Genomic DNA, 24,054 nt, shown 5'->3' with positions numbered 1-24,054 from the left:
AAACATTGCAAGCAAATATAGCAAATTCGCCTCCATTATTAAACAAAAAAATCCTCACCTTTTTTGCGAAGGTGAGGATGATTTTATTACAACATTTTATTACTGATCAACATAGAGAAGAGCCTCGCCCGAAGTCTTTGCCGTCACATAGATTTCGTACATGCCATTTTCTCCATTCGGATGGTCAGGAATATCAACACGGAAATCAGTACATGTGTTCGTATGGGCTTGAGTTTTTCCATCCCAAGACCATTCGAGTTCCGGAATCTGATTAGGACCACTGTTATTGCCTCTAATGCAGATATTCGGAGTCCAGTAAGGATTGCCCTGCGGATAATCCGAGCAAACAAGCTTAATTGTCTTGCCCGCTTCAAAGACAATAATCTGAGACAACGTACCAATAGTTTCTACACGCACATCCGTATTTGTGTTGTTAGAAGTACCCTGGTTATTTTCACCTTGGTTTGTATTACCCTGGTTGTTGCCAGTATTGTTCTCGCCTTGGTTCGTGTTACCCTGGTTATTGGTGTTGTTCTCGCCTTGGTTCGTGTTACCCTGGTTGTTGCCGGTGTTGTTCTCACCCTGGTTCGTATTACCCTGGTTGTTGCCAGTGTTGTTCTCGCCTTGGTTCGTGTTACCCTGGTTATTGGTGTTGTTCTCGCCTTGGTTCGTGTTACCCTGGTTGTTGCCGGAGTTATTTGAAGATTGCTGTTGTTCCACGTAAAGCGGAGCATCATTGTATTCACCTTCAAACACAAGGTCCTTACCAGATTCACCATCGATATCGTCACGACGACCATTTTCAGTATTCTGCAAAGCAATACCAGAAAGTTTACCCTGATAGTACTTCTGTTCCATAGTCTGAACCTGCACACCATCATTATCGAGATATGCTTCGTTCGTTCCCTGGAAATACTGATTATCTTCGAGAACAATTTCCACATCCGGGCGGAACACACCAATCGGGTTATTATTTTCGAGTTTGAGCGAAGCATTATCACCCAAAACCACATCATCGCCATCGCCAGTTCTGATATAATCTTTACCATCACCGCCAACGACAACATCGCGGTCTATACCTGTATGAATTACATCATCAGTACGGACATTCCTTGCAGCATCAGCAGATACACTCATCGATGTTGCAGAAATCACGCGATTCTTGTAATCCGATAGATTTTCGTTACCCGCAAAAGGAATATCGAGATCGAAATCAAGCATGGCATCATCACCAAAGACAAGGTCCTTGTCATGATCGCCACCAACTGCGATATCGCCTGTACGTTTTGCACCAGAAACAATCTGCACACCCGTAAACACCGGAATGTCATTGGGTTGCTGGTTGCCGACTCCAGTTTGTACGCAACGAATTTGTACCGTATATTCAGCAGTCTTGATTCCACGGAATACCACGTAGTTGCCAATCATCGAAACACTCGGCGTTACACCAGAAACAAGCATGTCCGGAGTATAGCTCGTGCATGTGATTTCCTTGAATTCGCCTTCAAAGCTATTGCCCGCCCAATCGTTCAAATAGAACTTCTTATTATCGGAGCCAGTGATTTCAAAGACGTAATCATAAGCATCACCATGTTCAAGCTTACCACCCACATAGACATACACATCGCAGGGGTTGCTTTCGGATCCCGGCAAGTTATGCAACGACAGCGACAGCGTTTCAAGCTTTTGGCCCATCACAAGAGTCTTCATCATCTTGTTATTGCCAGTATCAGCATCCATTGCAGGATCTTCCTGTTCGCTCGGATTGTTGTTACTCCATTGAGCGATGGACGTGTAGTCGAATGTAATCGCGCCTTTTTTCGGGGCAACTTCATTGCCTGTAGCACGGTCACGCATTTCATGATTGCGCAGGTAAACGTTCTTCCAGTGATTGTCAACAACAACGCCCGCAGATTCACCCTCATTGATGAGCATTGACTGGTTCGTAGACTCCTTTACGAAGTTAAACGAAGTAACCGTAACGCCATCAATCGTCGTCTGAGCCTTTTCTTTTGCTCCAGCATTTATATCATCATGACCAATACCGCCAACGACAACATCGTTACCGTCACCAGTATTGATAATATCGTCGTAATTTGCAGTATAGTTCGTTGCAGCAATCGATTCCGCATGCGTCAGCGTCGAAGCCGTAGAATCCTTACTATCACGGTCAGTGAGCAAAATCTTGGCATTATCGCCAAACACGACATCGAAATCGTTAATTCCGTAATACTCGTCGCCATAAGTCGTAATCTCATCGCCACCAGTACCGCCAACAACAATATCGTTACCGCCACTTGTTTTTATCGTGTCCTTGCTACCATAATCGATATCCGTAGAGGCAGCGATATCTTGCTTGTGGAGCTTACCACAAACTTGGATACCAGCAATACCAGCACGATCCTTACCATTCGTACCATTCAGCGGGTCAGTAATTTCGACATGGAAACGGTCACCACTCAATGTATGCACAACGCCATTAGCATCAGTATAAGACTTGAAGATAACACAGTTAGAAACAATCGCAGTCTCTACAGACTTACCCGTTGCAACAGTCCAAGAACCATTAAATGTATTATTGTCTGGATCGTTGACATAGAAGCGGTCAAATTCCTTGCTCACCCAGTTACCATCTTCATCAAAAGTATCGATGAACAACGTAACCATACGAACACTATGTTCGGGCATGGAGTTTTCACGGACCATATCCAAATAGACAATCACATCGTATTCTGTGAAATACTGGTCAAGACCATCAATCTGCGTCAAGAGCGTATTGCGAGCGTTATTGCCGCTAATTTCAAGACCGCTCTTCATCAAGTTTACATCACCCGGATTCGAGCCAGTCACAAACTGAGACTGATCATAACCATGCAAGCGGATATTGGCACCATCAGAGGTCTTAACGCGGTGAGATTCAGAGGCACCGTAAGTCACGCTCACGGCACTTGCACGCGTACCATCGTCAAAGTAGACCAATTCCTTGTCATCATTGCCGTATGTACCAGCTTCTTGGCCAGACTGAGTCTTGATATTGTTCCAATTGCCAACACGATGATTTTCACTTTCAGTTAGCACACCAGCCTGTTCGTTAGCACCAATACCCCACTGGGCAGGGCCCTGGAAATTGAAGCTGAGTGTTGCAGAATCACGAACTTCAGGAGCATTTTCGAACGTAAACACATCCTTAAGATCAGTGAACTTTTCGTGCAAATCATTTGCCAAGCCAGCATTTCCACGGAATGTCGCATAGCCGTTATCGCCAAACACGACATCTTCGCCATTGCCCGAATCAATCTTGTCTTCGCCAAGACCGCCGAAGATAACGTTGTCACCACCAGCTGTTATGATGAAATCACCACCAGCAGACTTTGTTTCCTCATTTTCTTCGGCAACATTCTTGCCGGAGTTCGTCACAATGAGCGGGTTATGGTCATTGTCCATGATAACCAAGCCACCGTCACCGACGATAATGTCATTACCGTTTCCAGTAGTAATCTCATCAACATCTGTACCGCCAAGAATCGTATTCTTGCCGTCACCCGTAGTGATGATGTCATGGCCACCAAACGGTTCACTCTTCGTTTCAACCGTCAAGCAATTTTCACGAACAGTATAGACACCGGCATCACCAACGACAACGTTGTCTGCGCCATCAATGATAATCTTATCGGCATCGACACCACCCATAACGATATTGATGTCACCATGAATATCAATATCATCGTTCAGGCGGACAGACTTTCCAGAAGGATTATCATCCTTCGGCATAACAACTTCAATTTCATCAGCCTGCGTTTCGACCTTGATAAGTCCGGCATTGACATTGGTATCACCCTTGACTACTTCAGGGCGCTTATCGTAGTTTGCCGAACCGCCATCACCGAGAACAACGTTATCATTACCGAAGATATCAATATCATCATTCTTGAAGCCGCCCATAACAGTATTTTTACCGCCATGGATTTCAATGGTATCTGTACCACCAACTTCATTACTGGTTGTGCGGATTTCGAGAGAAACATCCTTCTTGAGATTGTACTTACCACCATCGCCAAGAACTACGTTGTTATCGCTCTTAACGCTTTCCGAAGTACCGATAAATATTTCATCGCCTTCAGCACCGCCCATGACAACATTGCTACCACCATAGACATGGATTGTATCAACACCGCCAATGGAATCATCTATCGTCTTGACAACCTTTTGGGTTTCATTATTGACAAATTTACCGCCATCGCCAAGAACGATATTATTTGCAGCACTATCAGGTTTATTTTCGATACCAATGGTAATTTCATCATCCATTGCGCCACCCATGACGACGTTATTACCGCCATAGATTTCAATGGTATCTTCACCACCAATATCATTTTCAATCGTCTTTACCTTATTGGGCGAGCCATCCTTATTGACGTGAGCAACGCCACCGTCACCGAGAACAATGTTGTTGTCACTCTTCACGCTTTCAGAGGCACCAATATAGATCTTATCGCCATCAAAGCCACCCATGACGACATTATCACCGCCATAGATTTTGATTGTATCTACACCGCCAATGTCATTATCAATCGTCTTGATAACGTTTTCGGTTGCCTTTTCGACATATTTACCGCCGTCACCAAGAACAATATTTTTAGCAGCACTATCAGGTTTATTTTCGATACCAATGGTAATTTCATCATTCTTCGCACCACCCATGACAACGTTATTGCCACCATGGATTGTAATCGTATCGACTCCACCGGTTCCATTTTTAGTTGTCTCAACTTTATGCGGCGTTCCATCCAAATTAAATTCAGCTAAGCCACCATCACCGAGAACAACGTTATTGCTACCACTATTTTCTTCGCCTTCAATTGCAGAAATCGTGATTTCATCACCACCATTACCACCCATAGCTACATTATCACTACCAGTAATATTGATTATATCCTTTTCACCGATTTCGTCTTCGATAGTCTGCACTGACGAACGATAGCTATGAAGGGTTCCATTTTCATGCCAGGTAGTATTTTCTTTTTCATCGGTTACAAACTTGATTTCACCATTATCGCCAAGGACAACATTATTACCGCCCGTTACAGAGATATAATCGTCTTTGGCACCACCAACAACAATACTGTCACGGCCACCGGCAAGAATCACATCTCGTTTACCATTATTGTAATCAACAGACTTAATGGAAGTTGCACCACGAGCTACACCATCGGTCTGCTTTTGAAGTACACCATTTTCCTTGGAAATTTTGGTACGAATAATTTGACCAGTCTTTCCGTTATTTACATCAACTTCTTCATAACCCAAATTCGTAACAATTTCACCCTTAGCATTCTTATACTGGATATTACCCTTATCGCCGAATGCAATCACGCCCTGTTTTACATCAATATTATCGCGACCTTCGCCACCGAAAATAATCATACCATTTTTGGTAATCTTATCTGATGTAGCATTAATCTTGTCGCCACGACCTTCCGTGTCATCACCGCCTTCTTGAGCATTAATGACAAGTTGACCATCAGAATTTTCCGTATAGCTATGAACCGTTATATCGTCTTCACCATCACCCGTATTTACAACGGTAAAGGTCTGGAACTTGGTTCCCTCATCATTGCGATAATGAGTCTTATAAATATCGACCTTATCCACACCAGAGCCAAGGTTGTACTCGCCGAATTCAAAGTTATTTGCGACGAGTTCGCCCTGCCATTGCTTATCTTTATCATTAACCTTATTTGTAAATCTGACAGAATCCGGGGCATTATCGACACTTTCGAACGTGGTCGTTGCATCCGTAGTAGACATTTGATTGTTCACAAAAATGCGGTCAGTATTATCAGCTTCAGGCGTAAACAGGTAATCCTTCGGTTCCGAGAACAAAGCATAAACACCAGAACCATTGCCAAAACCTTCAACAGGAGCCTGAACAGTAAATGTATGCGTTTGTTCATCGTATGACTCTACATAGAACCAATCAGATTCAAGATCACCCTTGATAAACTTAACGGTACTACCTTTCTTCAGTCCATTAGCATTTTTACCATCAAATACTATTGTTGTACCATCGATACTTGAGACCTTGCCCATTTTGCCGGTATCATAGGAATTTTTCTCGTTGAATTTCGAAGCATTTACAACCTTAGAGCCATCTTTAAACTTATGGTTATAGCGAAGTACGGCCGGATCGTCAAAATCCGATTCCATGCTAGCACCTTCACCATATGCATAGATGTTACCTTCAATATCACTAATGTACTGATTCTTGTCATTAGCAGGAATCGTTGTATAGCCATATTCTTCATTTACATTATCATTGTCCGCATAAACAGTGATTGAGTATTCCAAATGATCCTTATTAAATTCAAGGATTAAATAGTTTTCGGCCTGATCTGATTCATTATCTTTATAAATTCGAAGCTGTTTACTAGGAGTGGCATCCTTCACAGAAACAACATCTTCTGCATATATTTTAACAAAAACACTCTTTCCTTCTGTAAATTCCTCATCAGAACCTGTATACTTTAACTTAAACTTTGTGGTATTAAAGTTCGTTTCAGCTTCTGCAGCAGATCCCTTTTCCGCAATCACATGATCATTACTTACAGATTCAATCTTAAACTTATCGCTATTGAATTTATTTTCTGTTTTAGAATCACGATTTTCAGGAACATCAACAATTCGTGTATCAGCGTTAACTTCAATCTTTCCATGCAATGAAGCCAAGCGGTTATTAGCCTTATAGAAGAATACCAAGCTATCGCCATACAGGGCATAATAGATTTCATCTTTATCTGTAGCTTCAGCCTTTGACTTTATTTTGGTTCCTTTAGTATCTCCATCTTTATAATACGTTACCGACTTCAGTTCATTAACAATTTCGCCATTCTTCGTTGCAGCAAGATTGTCATAAACCAAGCGAATCTTAGAGCCGTCCAATTGCATTTTATTGGAGCGATAATTGACAACCAAGACTTTATTCTTACCCTCAAATTTATCAAAATTCTTAAGAGTCAAAACGCCATCTTTTTTGTTAATGGTATAATCCTTACTATCGCCCTCTGCCAACTCTTCATCGCTATTCTGAACATAAACATGAATATCACCATCAAATTCTTTAACGAATTCGCCTAGGTTAATTTCAGCCGTTTGAACGCGGAATTCATCCGTTCGAGTCAACAAATTCTTATACTCATTATTCTTCTCTTTAGCATCATCTTCAACATTCACCGAAATAACATTTACAGAGCGTTTCAATTTAGCGTTGTTCCAAGTACTCTGCACAGTAATCGAAGATACAAGAGCCTCTTCAAGCAAGCTATCCGAAAGAGCCTTAACTTGAACAGCAACAACAGAACCACTACTTGTTAAATCAAAAGTCACTTCATTCGAAAATTCTGTATCACTTACTTTTTTAATAAGGATACCTCTATCCCCGTGCTGTAAAGCCGTAGAAGAAAGCATCGGAACTGTCAACTTAACGGAAATCGTTTTCCCCTTCAAATCACCAGAGCATCCGATATAGAATGTCTTGATTTCACCATCTTCCTTGACCGTAATATTTTCAAGTTTAATGCATTTGTCATCAATAGAATAGAATACGGTCGGTTCGTTACTTGTATCGATTACCGTATACTCTTCATCATACAAGAAAGCACTTTCAACTTTTTCATCAACAAGCTTAACCTGATTTTCTTTAAGACCCTGTTCTGCCGTTGTAACAATTTCGTATTTCAAGTGATTCTTCTGACCATCAGTATCGGCACTACGCAAATTCTTTGATTCGTCCGGGCCACCACCAACAGAAACAGTGTCATTTCCATGTCCACCATTGATAATGGTAGAATCACCCTTGTTATTGCCAAGGACAAAGAACATATCATCGCCAGCACCTGCGTCAAAATTCGTTGTTTCGACACCAGCAATCTTGACACCGGTAGAATCACTAAGCATACCCTGTTTAGTAATAATAACAGTATCGTCTCCTGTCGAACCTGCTACATTCAACAAATCGATGCCGGCTCCGCCGTCAACAGACATCGAGCCACTATCAAATGTTTCACCAATATATTGAGGTTCTTTAGAATCCTTATCATCTGCATCATATTTGGGATTTTCAATCTTATTTTCATAAGTATAAACAGAGAATGTATCATTGCCTCTGCCACCAGCCATACTTAAAGCACCAGCATTGCGCAAAGCGATAAACGAGTCATTTCCAATACCGCCTTCGACATTCAAAGTCGTATCCTTAGTAACACCGTCACTCAAGAACTTATCATTACCAAGAGTCTGAGTTACATTAAACTCATCGTCTTTCTTAATTCCTTGATTGCCTGTAGATACACGTTCAGAATTATAGAATTGGCCAATTTGGAACGAATCATCACCAGCACCGCCATCAATATTCGTCATCTTGGCAGTACCATCAACGTAAATCTTGTCATCACCGCCGTTTGCATTCAAGTTAACGACATCAATGCCATTTGTAAAGTTGACTCGTTCAATATTTCTGTTACCAACCTCATTTTGACCAAGATTTCTATCGGGTAACAAAGCTACAAATCCAAGAGATTCGTCCTTATTCGTACGCATGAGCAACGTATCGTTGTATTCCGTACCCTCGATGGTAAGTGTATCCGTATCAAATTCACCTGCACCAGTATCCGTAATATTTGCGTAATTCGTTTCGCTTTCACCCATCAGGTTGACAATTATTTGGTCACTACCTCCCTGACCATCAACAAAGTCCATACCCGGACCAGTCATAATCTTGTCATTACCATCTTTAAGACCAGACTTAGGCGTTATGCTCTTGTAAATTTTATCGAGAAGGCCAATATTTTCGCCAAAGGTAATCTGTGCACCTTCAAAAGCATCGCCTTTTTTATCATAAGCACGAATACCATTATCGCCATACAAGCTGTCATTACCGGCACCGCCATCAATGGTATCGTTACCAGAGCCACCATAGATAATATCGTTGTCAATGCCACCGCTAATGGTATCGTCACCACCATTGCCATCAATGACATCGTTACCGATACCACCTTCTATAGTATCACCAGCACCATCGTTTGTACCGCTATCACCGAAAATCAGGTCATCGCCTTCTTCACCATAGATATGGTCAACACCAGCACTACCATTCGAATCAATAGTTATCGATACTGTTTTATCACTATTATTATTGGCACTAAATTCGAATTCCGACTTTGAAATTATGGTATCAGCAGCAAACTGAGCCTCTCTAAATTCTTTACTGAAGAACTCCTTATAAAGCAACAAGTCCTTATCAATATCAACATCAGATTCAATCTTGTCACCAAAGATGATATCATGGCCGGAGCCACCATAGATATAATCCTTATCAGAACCACCAAGCATAATATCGTGGCCGCGTTCACCATAAATACGGTCTTCACCAGCGCCCCCATCAACATGGTCATTGCCAGCACCGCCATAAATGTAGTCATCGCCTGCACCACCGAGAATTACATCGTTACCGCCATCAGCGCTGATATCAGTACGAGAAATTTTTACAGTTTCACCATCAACAGGCCTACCTGCAACGAACGAATATTCTTTTGATGTCGCTCGTTCCTTATATTCTTTTTGTTTAGCGAGATCATTTTTTTCAATATTATCAACATTCTTGGGTTCAATTTTATTTACGATTTCAAATTCAACCTTACCGCCATCACCGAAGATGATATCTTTACCTGCACCACCATAAATCTTATCGCTACCAGCACCACCTGCAATAATATTTCGAGTTGTTGCAGGATCATTATTGCCAATAATAATATCATCTCCTGCACCATCGGCGACAACATCGGCATCGACAACAAACTTACGGTTAGTTATTTTAACATCATTCGGATCATCTTTATCTTCTCTGTCATCTTCAATACGGGCAATACCTGTATCACCAAAGATAATATTCAAGCCCTTCGCTCCAAAAATTTTATCATTTCCGGAGCCACCCCAAATAATGACAGCATAACCATCCTCAACAGTCAATTCAGAAAGGTCAATAACATCGTCGCCATCACCACCCAAAATTTCGACATCACATTTAGCGTTTCCTTTCACGGTAATCTTGTCAACGCCGGCACCGCCATCAATAATAAGTTTCTTACCTTCGTCAACAGTAGCCGAATCACCATTCCAAGAAACTTTCCTGTCCTCTATAGTGAGAGAAATAATTTCATCACCATCATTGAGCGACGGGTTATTCTTATCTGTAGAAATACGGTCTCCCGCATTCGGGCCTACATGACCGACAACGTCACCATTATCGTTCTTCGAAGCCATTACCGGAGCTGTTTTATGTTCGTAGCTAAACTCAAACAGCGTAATATCACCAGTAATATTCCACTTCTTTTTGTAGAAGAGCAATTTCACGTAAGCATAGAGTTTGGCAGTAATCTTTCCATTCACGTCGAACATGCCAAACAAGCCATCACGTTTGATGATTTGCGTCATTTCGCTCAAGCGAACTTTACCATCCTTATTCGGATCGTAAAGGTTAAAACCAACGTTAATGCCAACTCCGCCACCAACACCAGCAGAAATACCAGCATTCAATTCTGCAGACGCATTAAGGCCGCCATAGAACGAAAGTTCGTTGATATCAACACCATTATCGTCCAAATCGCCTACATAGAAACCATTTACTAAACGACCAAAGTCCTTGTAATCGCTCTTGACCCACTGGCGTATTCCAAGAGTATCGTAACCAAAGGAAAGTTGAATAGACGCATTGAAATTCACGCCAATACGTGCACCAAGCGGGCCCCAAATACGGACAAATGTACTCCAGTCAAAATCAAAGCTGAGCTTTGGCATGGTATACTTGACAAGGTCAATATCCTCACCAAGCAGGAGTTTGAAGATTTTCGATGGGTCATTCCAAACAAAATACCAGCCTCCTTTATCATCCATATTGAGGCCTTGCTTCTTCAAAGCATTATTAGCATCACCTTTGATTTTATCGTTATCCAACCCCTTGGCGTATTTCGTTACGTTTTTATCAAAATCATCATCTTTCCCTATAAACGAGGAGGTTGACGATTTACCTTGAAGGAAAGATTGAGCTTTTCTATCCTCATTAGAATCAGAGCCGTTTACCAACTCAAAATCACCAATCGAAATTGACAATCCACTACCCTTAACGGCAGAAATCGTCTTAGAAATAGCAATCAAATCCTTGATGGCATAAACCATCGAGTCATCAAACTTACCATTACTATACTTCTTGGCCAAGTCAAGCGGAGTAATTTTGATACCCAAATCCTTAAGCACAGGGAACGGAGTCGTCAAGAAGTCGATGAGCGGTTCAAGCGGTTCAATCACCTTTTGAATCTTGGAGATAATCGGTCCAAGCACGCCTCCGATAAAGGAGCCCATGTCAAGCTTGATTTCATAGAATCCAAGCTTTTTAACTCCGGCGCCAGCTTCCCAATTAAAATCAAAACGACCAGTAATATTCGGGAACTTCGGTGTATTTCTATCCAAATCCTTCGTAACACCAACAGTCATGCCAGCAACAATATTTACACTAGCACTGAAATCAAATTCAGGCTTTGCAAAGGCACTCGAAAGTTCAACGATACCATACTTCTTATTAGAAAGTTGTTTTTTATCAATACGTTCCTTTATTTCATCCGCAGTTAAGCCATCGGGATTATCTCCCTTTAAATTAGGATTAATCCCAGAAGCAGCATCATATTCTAGATTCTTGGATTCATTCAAATCGACACCAAATCCAAGTTTAATTTCAGCACAATGATTATTTTCAGGTTTCACATCCAGCTTAAGTCCAAGACCTGCTAAAGCCCCTTCAATATCACCATTCAAAGAAGCATTGGCTTTAACAGAAAGTTCATCACCATCGCCAAAGATAAAGTAGAATCCCTTTTCTTGCGATATACCAAAGCCAAATTCAAGCGCCCATGTAAGCGAAAGATCCAATCCAGCATTCGACTTAAGCCCAAGTCCAGGGAATCCTAAATCAAAGTCAATCGATTTACCATAATCGTATGTTCCGCCTAAATTAAAGAACCATTCCGCCGACTTGTTATCACTACGATACCATGCACCCTTGCCATTTTCACCAGACTGAGTCCATGATTTGTCCATCAGACCCCAATTAAAGTAGTAGTCATCATCAGTATCAATATTGACATTAAGCAAATAACCACTCAATAACGAGTTCATCTTCTTAGCAACCATTTCAGCCGTAAGACCTGTAGATTCATAGACAAACTTCGAGAATGGATCCAAGATGTTGTCTCTCAACACACTCAAGAAATCAACACCTGTACTTAACGCAGAACCCACTACGGGCACAGACTTGAGCTTGCTACCCATATTGCTGTTCATGCTACTTTCAAGCATTTCAAACAGGTTGTTCAAACCAGCAACAGCAAGTTTAATCTTGCTAAACCAATCCATGTTGGCAAAATCTGCAAGATCCGAAATCTTTTGATAAGCATCCGAGAAATCAACAATAAACTTATCATTCAATTCACTCAGATTTTCTTCGGTTCCTGTTTTTATATCTATATCGAAAGAATCTGAAGAACCGCTACCAGAAAGAACATAAAGCTTATTACTCTTATTTGAATTGTGTACATCCAAGTATGCCTTCATCTCATCTTCAACGGCTTTCTTTGCAGTTGCATAATCTTTACAATTCTTGAACGCAACATTGCCGTTCACGCATTTGCCAATATACACATCGCCAAGCGACATATTGCAAGCATAAACAGGGAGCTTACCAAAAATGGCAACAGGAAGAATATATTCGAATGAGCTATCATCAAATTTAGACAATCCAACACCAGTTTTGCCATACGATCCAGCAAAACCCACCTTACCATAAATAAAAGCTTCATTTTTATCAGAGCCCACAGAAATCAAGTTGCTAAGGAGATTTTCCTTACCATCCCCAGCGTTAATGCCCAAATCAAAGCGAAGTTTATCGCCAGCAATGCCAATATCTGCGCCAAACATCAAGCCATCATTGTTTAGCATCAAATCAAGTTCACTAATATCAAGTTTTGCAGACAGTGCAAACCAGAAATCACCAGAAACATCCAAGTCTATATTACCATGAACACCACTTGTTCCTGTACCAAAACTAAATCTGTGACGTGTCGAGAAATTCTTTTGAATATTAAATGTAAGTTTCAGACCTTTAAATTCTGTTCCTTCTATATCAGGTTCTAATTTGAAAAGTTTTTCATTCGGCGTATGCGATGTAAGATGGAATTCTTCAAGATATGTGTTTAAAAGATCACCGAACTTTTGAATAGTCGTCACCTTTTCGGCACGCAATCTTGCAATTATATCACGCAAATCATTGGCGACATTTACCAAATCTCTTACGGATTTATTAATAACAGGAATCTTAACATCCGAATTTTGAGTAATATCGTCAAGACGCTGTAATAATGTTTCAAGAACAGCATAAAGTTTTTCAATCGAAAAATCTTTAAATTTATCAACAATATTCTTCCAAGCTTCACTACTAGTATTAAATTCACTTACAACTTTATAACGAATTTGCTTTTCATTTTCAATATCATCTTCTTTTGCTTCAATACCAATTTTAGCATCACCCAAATAAACACTATCACCAAACACATCAGCATAAGATTGTAACGAGAATTTATTTAAATAATCAGAATCAAAATCTAATTTTGTTGTAACATTATACCCGAAAACACTCGCTTTCTCAGGATTATCAGCCTTTTCAAGACCAAATTCAGCAACCAAACCTGCATCGCCATTTGCAATAATATCTACGCCCAAGAAACCAACAGAAGCAGAGGCGCTTGCCACATATTTAGCATTCTTCCAGGTTGCCAACTTCAAAGCATTAGCGATGTTACTTTCATCATTAATAGGATTTAGAGAAACATCAATAGATTTTATTTTCGCATTTCCATTAGCATCAACAATTTTTTCAACATTGAGAATCCTGCAAAACTTACCATCAACATCGATAAATCCATCTACCTTGAAATCATTCGTATCATTGTCGTTGTCAATGTAAAGTGTTATGCGATCATCTTTAGAATTAGAAACTTTCTTAAGAGCAATTGAATGTCCCATTTTAAGAGACAAGTTAGCTATAAGTTCAATTTTTTCAAGACTTGTAGCCTTCGCCCAATCAAAACTAATCACGGACGATCCGACAATTTTCATTTCTTTATTGACAAGTTTAGATTCCTGACCCGATGTAAAGCCAAGCCATTCAAGAACCTTGCTTGTTCCAATAGAATTCAATGTAAACAAAACATCTTTATCAGATCCTATAATTTCAAAATGGTCATTGACAAGCTTAATGACATAACCACTAAAATTGCTGTCATTATTAATTTCATCAAGAAGTTCAGAAATCTTTACATCTTTTAAAGATGACTTACCTTTCAATGCATTTGTTATGCAATTTTGGAAATCAATCGGTTTATCTTCATCAACAATCCAAAAATCACCAGTCTCACTTTTGAGCGATTCTATAGTAGGAGAACTATCTTTATTATCTTCATAAACATCAATAGTGATACTATTCAAAGAGTCGCTTAAATTACTTCTTTTATCTTCCGCAGTAAATACAATTTTTCCATCAATAACACTTACAGATGAGATATCCGTAGAAAGATTTTTATAAGATTTTATCGTTTTATAAATCGTTTCGGCAAGATTTTCAACCGTCAAACATTTTTCAACATCAACAAGGACTTCCCTTGTACCGATTTTCATTTTAAGGATAGAATCTGTATATTTTACGATATACTGATTCAGAGACTCATTTTTACTGACTATGTTAACAATTGATTCATCTTCATCATTAACTTTCTTAAATTCAATCTTATCCTTTAAAGAAGAATCTAAGTTATTATTTAATGACTTAATTCCCTCATCATTATATTTTTTACTTCTATCAAAACTGACATAGTATATATTCACAACATTGCTATCAGTATCTTTTTCTGTTTCGTAAACAAGCGCCCCCTTCATGCCAGCCGTATTCATTGACGGATTTATTTCGCCAGAAATGCGCATATAGGTAACATGGTCAACTTTTTTGGCATCTATTTGCTTTGCTCTACACAACAAATATTGTTTTTCTTCACCCGATTGAATTAATCTAGAATCACATCCAAAAATAACTTTGTGATTATCTTCATCAACATCAACCACATACAAGCCGTATGTATTCATGATAGAACGGCCATTTTTAACTTTATCAGACAATAAAATCTTAGTAGTACCATTGGACAATGTAACATTTCCGTCATCATCATCCGCCTGCAAGCTAAGATATTCATTAATGCGTTCTTTCAATTTCTTCGCTAAAATAAGTTTATCATTATAAAGGCTTTGAATATCATCATTCTTAATAGAGATCGTATTATTAATATCCAAATCAGCTTTTAGAGTTCCATCCGCATTGTATATTTCTTTACAATCTTCAATAATTTTTAAATTCCACTCTGAACTATTGCGATCTACATCAAACACAGTCTGAAGATTGGCACCAGTGAGTTTCAGTTCGGCAAAGGAGTCTCCACCAGAAGATGTCTTTTTCACATTAACCGTTGACGAGCCAGTCGAAGCGGCATTTTCTATGTTAAATTTTTCATTTGCAGTAACATAGATTTGTCTTGACGATAAAATATAATTGATATCGACACCCGATGAAGTAGGCTGGGAAGCCCAATCTGTTTCACCTAAAATTTTCGAATTACCAACAACAAACGTAGTCCATTCACTTTTATTTTCCTTAACAATTTTGATATACAAATCTTCATCAAACGAACGTGTAAGGCCGGTTTCATAAGTGATATACTGATCATTTGCTGTTACATTGATTTTATCTCCTTTTTCATTCTTCAAATCGTCAAAGCCTAAATCAGACAAAGATGAATCATCTGTTATATTCTTCTGCGATTCAAAATCTATTTTCAAAGTAAAATTCATCTTAGCGTCGGCACCGACATGAATACTACCACATGTCGATATATTCGCCAATTGTTCACCAAGCGATTTTGCAAAATTAAGGCCAAAATCGTGTCCTAACTCAAAGCCTAATTTAAATGTAAATTGAACAGATGAAATACCATTTTCTTTAGCAACACCGTCTTCATATAGAGTTTCTTTATTATTATTATTTTTGTCCAAATAATAATATTGCACAGCACAAATTTTATTCAATTCTTTATAAGTCAATGGATTCTTTTCAAGAACGAAATAGCACCACGATTCATTAAATTTATCAACAAATCCCTGAACATCACCAAAATTGGCTTGATACTGTCCGTTCACCTCTTTACAAAGGCCATAAAGTTCATTGGCTCTTTTTCCACTCTCACCATCACCATAAACAACTTTTTCAACCTTATCAACAACATCAACAACCTTTTCAATAGAGCCATCAAGGAAATCAAGTTTTGTCTTGCTTTCTACAAGATTACGCAACGCAGACTGCGTTGTATCCAACACCGTATGAACTTTGGTTATAAGATTATCGCTAGAGAATGAGGCAAACTTTCGAATCGATTCAGGAAGAGTCCATTCATTAGTATCAAAGTTGTAAGAAAGGTATTCTTTTTTGCCCGACTTTAACGATAACGGAACATCAATGTTACCAACCTTAACCTTATCAAACTCTAGGCCAATCGTTTTATCTTTAAGAATTCCGCTAAAAGAATCAGCATTAGGATCAACATCAACTTTAAAGCTTAATTTTCCAGCTTTTTCGCCACCATTTTCAAACGAAACGTCAAATAACCCCAAATTTAAACGTTCAACATTTGTATATAGATCAACATTTAGCCTATCAAGACTGCAACCATCAAAGATAATCCACCCATAAGTCGTTACATACAGCTTCAACTTTACATAAGCATTAAATTCAACCCCAAATTTATCTAACTCCAACAAGCCTAAATTCAATTTTTTTGAACATTCAAGCCCCGTAAGTGAAATTTTAAATATAATCTCATTATACTGTCCCTTTTTCAAGTCGAGGGTATCTTTGCTAGTTGTATTTTTCCCTTTCAAAATTTCAAAATTTTCATCTTTATATCCACCATTTTCCGCAATAAGAATGCCAACATTCCCTAAAGGAATAACGCTATTGATATTAGCAATACCTTTTTTTATAGTTTCAAGATTTATACCAGGTTCCTTAGCACTAGGATCTTCAGGATCAAAATCTATCGCCCAATCCAAGAAGTTTTGTGTAATTCGGCTATAATTATCAACTGCATTAAGCATCTCCTTTAACTCAACATTTTTTCCACCCAAGGAAAAAGCTAATTTATCAATATACGGTATTTCAACTTGATTCAGAACAAACAAATCAAAGCCTAAAGGCATATAAACATCATTGATATAATCATCAAGAGTTACATTAGAAGACGTCTCAACTCCGTTCTTAGTTATCGAATAGTTCAAATTACCATTTTCAATACGAAGCGTCAAATCAGGGTTAGAAGCCTCAGATGTTGTATTCGCATTTATTTCTGGAAAATCCAATTTAAAATCGGCAAAAACCGTTTTTAACAAGCTATTATTATCTTCTGTAACAAATTCTACTTTAAACAAAATTGATGAATTAATTTCTGTATCAGCAAATGTTTCAGAACCAAATTCAACATTTTGCTTATCGACATTAAGCTTAAATTCAATATTCTTTAATTCATTAATTCCTATATTCGATGTTGTTGACGTCAATGTCAACAAGTCAACGTCATTTAATTTTAAAGATGACAAGAAATTATCAGTATTGTCAATGCGGCTCTTAACCTTAGATAAATCAAATTCCGTCTTATTTTGATTAACATCTTCTTGCAAAGCCAGCAGTATTATCGTTCTAATGGCATCAATCTTATCAATAATCTCAGTTACAGAACAAGAGCTCCCACCAACGGACAACTTATCCCCAACATACGGCAATTGATAATTATCCGCTAAATTAATCTGTTTTTTCAAAGAGTATTGATCAGAATCTGCAATAGTAAGATAATTCTTCAGATCAGAAGGCTGCTGCCAAGAGTCATTAACAAAAGCAAATGTTCCTGCATTTGCAAACAAATAAACGCTAGTAGAATCATTTTTCTTTAAATCATACGATGTACATGACAAACTACAATCAGTCTCAGGAGTCTGATCAATTCCATCCATAGACACCGACAATTTGAACTTAGCGCCACTCAGTTCAGCATTATATTTGTCTTTTACAACCTCAATAGATTTAGTTTCCGTGAATGTTTTTGTCAATTCCAGATAAAATCCATCAAGTGTAGCCTTACTAAAGACAACAACATCCTTTTTAATACCCGTATCGACAACAGCATTCTTTTCAACACTTGTATCAACACTTAACGTTAATTTACAAGTAACATTAGACACATCGCCAACATTTACGCCACCAATTCCCAACGCTTTGATAGAGCTCGTTTTCAAAGTAAAGGTAGCTGTATACTTTCCACCATTATTTGTAACGACAATATCATCATTAAACAATCGCTTACTTGTATCTTTTATTCGGGCAGCCAAGGCTGTTTTATAAGCAGCAGTAATTTCTTTTATACCGGCATCCGTAGTAATCAGTTGTTTCTTTTCAGCAAGCTTCGAATACAGAACCTCCATTAAGCAATTCCAACATTCTTCAGCTTGTTCAGTAACATCAGAAATATCGCGCTCTTTAGAACCAATATTCAGCTTTTTATCATGCAATGCCGCAATTTCCACATTACCAAGCTTAGACAGCTCATTTTTAAGAGAAACGCCACCATCTAAGACAAAATCAGGCTTTTCGATACGCCAATCATTACCATCCCAAAGAATCTGAACGTTACCAGTCAAACCAACATTCGTGTGCTTTTCATTCTCAGGGTCGTATTTTTCGGGAATTACATTTTTCAAATCTACATCATAAAGCACAGATTCCAACGTAGATTCACAACCAAGAGCTTTTTCACCAGCCGACAACGTTATTTTCAAAGCTACCGAAACATCAACATCAAGATTTTTCAAAGATTGAGAAAATAGATTCAGTTCATTCAATTTCGCTGTATTGAATGTAAATACAATAAAATAAACATTATCAGTCAGTTTTGCATCACTGTCAGAAGTTCCGCCACAAATATCAAATCCATTTGATTCAGAACCAAACAACTTTGAATTTGCCTTGACAATCTTTACGGAAGAAAACCATGTTGAAGCACTGACTTTGTCTTTATTCAAAATTTTTTCTAATGATGTTTTTAACATTCCAGTATCAACAACACAATTTTTTCCATCACTCCATTTAACGGTAGACATCAAAGCCTTGAATACATAAGTATTCCAAAAATCAGAAACCGGTTCAAGAAATTCCACCGCATCAACAGCTTTTCTATAGTTTTCATCAAATTTCAAGTCAGAATACGATTTTTCTGCCAATTTATCTTCAGCGGAATCAAAAGAAATTTTTGGAGCATTAAAGATAACGCCGCTCACGCTCCAAGATCCATCATGACTGCCATAGGAGACAACAAGACCATCAGTTGAATCAATCGTTATTGACGTACCAGCAGTAGGATTAGAATCCTTTACAGTAAGCCTAAATGTTTTCAAAGAATAATCGCTAATATAGTTGCCTTCACCATCACCGACATTAACATCAAACTTTACACAAATATCGGTATCAAGAGTCAGATTAGAAAAAACATTACTATAAACACGAAGATTATTCAAAATTTCTTGCGAAAGTTCAAAAGTTACTTTAATGGAATTAGGACCGTTTAACAACCCAACTATACTGTACTCTTCGGGGTCTTCATCATCAAAAATATCGAACGCCTCTACTTCCGAATTTTCGAATTCAATTTTTACAGATTTGAATTTGGCCTTCAACGAAGAATCTACACTATCATTGATTTTACTTTTCAAAGCTGAAATATCGATATAATACGATATTCCCATTGATTCACCGGTCTCTTGAATTTGTCCAAGAAGCGCAAATGAAATAACGTTTCTAAATTCATCAACCTTAGACGCAATATTCGAAACAAGGGTTTCTTCAAAGAATGGCGCTTTTTCAGCATTTTCAATTACATTAGCAACGGAAAAAGAATTTTCTTCCAAGTGTGTAATCACACCAACAACATCACTTGGCAAATTCCATTCACTGTTAATATAAGAATACGAGAAATTACCCTTCCCAGTATGCAAAAGATTCGAAGATCCCGATTTAAATGTAATTTCAGAATAATCAAGTTCTGCAATACACTTTTCGACCTTCAAGCGATTTTGTTCATTAACTACGGAAACATCAAAATTAAACTTTCCATCTTTTAATTCAGCATCCACGCCATTAAACAACGCAGCATTTACACTCTGATCATTTACTGCCATGTCAAGTCTTTGCAAAGACACTTTTGCAAAAGAGACTACACCATTTTTCTTCGACAAAACGACATTGACAACAAAGCTGGTATCCATTTTGATATCATTTAAATCAAAAAGATCCAAATCAAGTTTTTCCAGAATTCCCGAATTGAGTACAATCTTTAAGGCAAGATTATTTTCACCATCAACAAGATTCAAAGCCGAATCAGAACCATCAAGTTCAACAGCGCTAAAGACCTTTTCCAGGCCCGCATAATCTACAGCTAAAGCAGAATTGAGAGACGATGCAAAGCCCGATATGTCCAACGAATTTTCTGTCAAATTTGCGTTTATTGCTCCTGGAATAAAATTCCATAGCACATCCATCTTAGAAGCAACATCAGCGACAGTAAATTCCTTCGAGCCTACAGGAATTCTTAAGCGTTCAAAAACAGGAAGATCCGCCGCAGAAAAGCCCTTGAATACGGAATCCATCGTAAGGTTTTCACCTAGCTTAAGCGCCCCTACAAGCTTATCATTTTCTTTAGAAATATGCAATTCATTTTTATTTCCATTAATTGGATAACCCTGATCATTTGGAATTTCGATTCCATAAGCATCCAAATTAAACTTGCAAATATCAGCACCAGTAAAGGAAACTTTTCCTTCGGCATCAATATCAATTGTCAGTTCAACCCCCAAAGACAACTGTGCTTTGAGATTATTTTGATCAAACGAATATATTCTTAACCCATTCAAAGATGCTGCTGATTGAGTAAATGTTACAATAACCTTACTTGTACCCTGAGCTAATTCGATACTTTCATCAACAAGACTCGCACCATTTTTCCCCGAAACCGCAATTTCTTTAAAGTACGTTTCACCGGCAACAATTTTTAGGCTATCATGCAAGGCGGTGGCATCTAATTTAAAAACGGTACGAATTTCATCACCCATACCAATCGTTTCTTTTTTGACAGCACCCTTCAACGCAATCATGGATTTTCCCATGAGTTCGTTGAAGCTACTAGCAGCTTCTGCTACAGATGCATCCTTGCCATCAATTTTCAGACTCAAGCCATTCACAAAAGAATCTTCAGGAATCAATGCGGATACTTTTGGAGAAAGCAAGAAGCCTTCTTTCATCTGGATCGTCGGAACGTTGGCGACAAATTTACCATTAATTAACGAGACCTTCATAATTTGCCCTTCTGCAAACGAGAACGGCAAACTTTCAGCTCCAGCAAGCGCAAATTCCAAATCGGCGGAAGCTGTCACCTTCGATGTCTCTGCGGAGTCATCAAAGGACAAAACAAGGTCATTACTCGTTTCGTCGGAATTCGCTTGTTCTTGAATTGTGAGACCCATAAATTCGGCACTACCGCCAAAATCTTTTACAACAGCATTGAGTTTCTTTACAACAACATCTCCGACACTGAAGTCTTCAAAACTTTCAAGATAATTTCCATCAGAATTTTTATCTAGATCAATTGCAACCTGGAATTCAAGAGACGAAGACAAATTACGGCTACCAGCCGCATTGATTTTAGCAATATCACCCAAATTGAATTCGATACCGTTAACATCCGTTGTATTAGAAAGCTTAACATTTACAATTAACTTGCTTTCATTTTCTCCATCAACGGCAAAACCAATATCCTTATAATCCTTACCGGACTCACTTTGTACATATTCATTAGCGAAAACAACAAACTCAGATAAGGAAATATTGGTTATATTTTGTTCTGAAATTTTTGTTTTGGAATATTGCAAAGCTCCATTAAGAGCACCCTTTACTTGATTTGTAATGGAAACTTCAAAATCATCAATAGCTTCACAAAAAAGTTGGATGGGAGGATTAAATTTTTTAGGCACTCCAACATCAGTTACATCAAATTCACTAAAAGAACTGATTACAGACGAAGCGTTTGTACTAATTGTAGCCGCAATCGCTTCAAACTGACTAGAATAAACATTATCATCAATTTTTTCGACATCAAATCCCGCCGAAGCATCCATCATCAATCTCGGTTCGAGATTTTCAATCTTGAAATTCTTCTTAGAACTTGATTTTGAACGAATTGCCTTTTTTGTCGTTTTTTTAGAGGATTTGGAGTTTTTACGGGAGTTGTTGTTCATTTTTGACATAAGGATTGCCTTTGGTGTATATCCATACACCGATTTTTAATTAAACTTTTTGAGGGAAATTCCGACACCATGTCGGAAAAACGCAAGAAAGGCGGATTCAATCCGCCCTATATTTATAAGGACTCTATTCTATTTTTGTACAGCGAACAGAAAAACCTTTAACCTTCAGTTCACGGCCATTTTGTTTAACAGGATCATCCACAAGACTCGAAATAATCGTATGATGAGCCCTAACTTCTTTATCATCCATATATTCCTCAGGACGGAACCAAGTAGCAAATGTGTTTAGTTCCTCAAACACACCATCTTCAGTTCTCAGACCACCTCCGATTAAGGAGAATCCACTTGTATTTTTTCCTTGGAAGCATTGTGAACGAAGGCCTTTTATTCCATCACCATATTTGTCATTATAATCTCTTATTATTTCGTAATCATCCCAAGTAAACAAGCGCCATCCTTCAGGACAAATTCCTTGATGATCTCGTCTGATTTTTTTATAGCAACTTTCTGTATTGCAACGGCTCGGCAACTGCATCATTTCAGCCCACTGGTACAAACCACCATACTTGTCACAATTCGTGGTATCGTTATTGTAGCAATAGCGTTCAATCTTCGTATCGTCATTCTGGTCATTTTCGCCAGGAACCATTTCACCGATATTCAAGTTTTCGGCCATGACGGTCACTTTTCTTCCTGTTTTTGAAGAAATGGCTGTATAGTAGTAGTAACTACGACCATTACGTGGGTCGGTAAACTGTTTGTAAACACTCTTGTGAATATTCCAGTTTCCAGCAAGGCATGTATCATGAGCATACGGTTTATACTCAACACCACTGGATACATCATTGTTCAGACTCGAAGAAGAAGCAGTCTTTTGACTGGAGCTAGACTCGACCTTTTTACTAGAAGATGAAGGGAGATTCCCGCTCGAGGCGGGAATGACAGAGGACGAGGAGGATACAGCCTTTACAGATGATGAAGAGGAGACGGCTTTAACAGACGAAGACGAGACGTCTTTGCGAGTAGTCGAGGACGAGGAGGAAGTAATCTTTTGACTAGAACTTGACGGATTCCCTTCGCTACGCTTCGAGGATGACGATTTCACGTCATTGCGAGGAGTCGAAGACGACGAAGCAATCTTTTGACTACTAGAAGAAGAAACTTCCTTCTTGTTGCTTGAAGAAGACGTCTTCGTCACACTTGATGAAGACTGCTTCTTGACCGAGGAAGAAGATTCATCCTTTTGGACGCTGCTGGAAGAATCTTTTTCTTCGCTATTAGGTGACGTACCGCTATCGCCGCCACAAGCGATGAGGGCTATGGACAAGAAAAGAGCTAGCAGAGATTGCTTCGCTACGCTCGCAATAACGCTATTCATTCCAAATTTTCTCATTCTGTACTCCTTTTTCAGCAGCAGGCGCAAAACAAGCACATGCCGCAGACCTCTTCCATATACCCAATAAATATTAGAAATTTATTATTAAGCACCTCAAGAGGCCCTGAGACCGTAGG

Annotated in this window: 2 protein-coding genes; both read right to left on the bottom strand. The window is 38.7% G+C overall.

Annotation, left to right across the window (positions count from 1 at the left end; all coding sequences use genetic code 11):
- Nucleotides 1-99 precede the first annotated feature (99 nt).
- Nucleotides 100-22,542, bottom strand: a complete 22,443-nt coding sequence (locus tag BUA34_RS08460; RefSeq protein WP_072828302.1) for a calcium-binding protein — start codon at nt 22,540-22,542, stop codon at nt 100-102.
- 124 nt (nt 22,543-22,666) lie between these two features.
- Nucleotides 22,667-23,935: an FISUMP domain-containing protein gene (locus tag BUA34_RS08455; RefSeq protein ID WP_072828301.1), complete on the bottom strand. Its 1,269-nt coding sequence runs from the start codon at nt 23,933-23,935 to the stop codon at nt 22,667-22,669.
- Nucleotides 23,936-24,054 lie beyond the last annotated feature (119 nt).

This window comes from Fibrobacter sp. UWB12 (assembly GCF_900142485.1).
Classification (GTDB): Bacteria; Fibrobacterota; Fibrobacteria; order Fibrobacterales; family Fibrobacteraceae; genus Fibrobacter.
Note: the sequence above shows the minus strand (reverse complement) of the source record. Positions and strands in the feature narration are given on the sequence as shown.

Bases quoted from the DNA above. Each gene is read 5' to 3' on its own strand.
- BUA34_RS08460 (WP_072828302.1), bottom strand. From the start codon at position 22,542: ATGTCAAAAATGAACAACAACTCCCGTAAAAACTCCAAATCCTCTAAA.
- BUA34_RS08455 (WP_072828301.1), bottom strand. From the start codon at position 23,935: ATGAGAAAATTTGGAATGAATAGCGTTATTGCGAGCGTAGCGAAGCAA.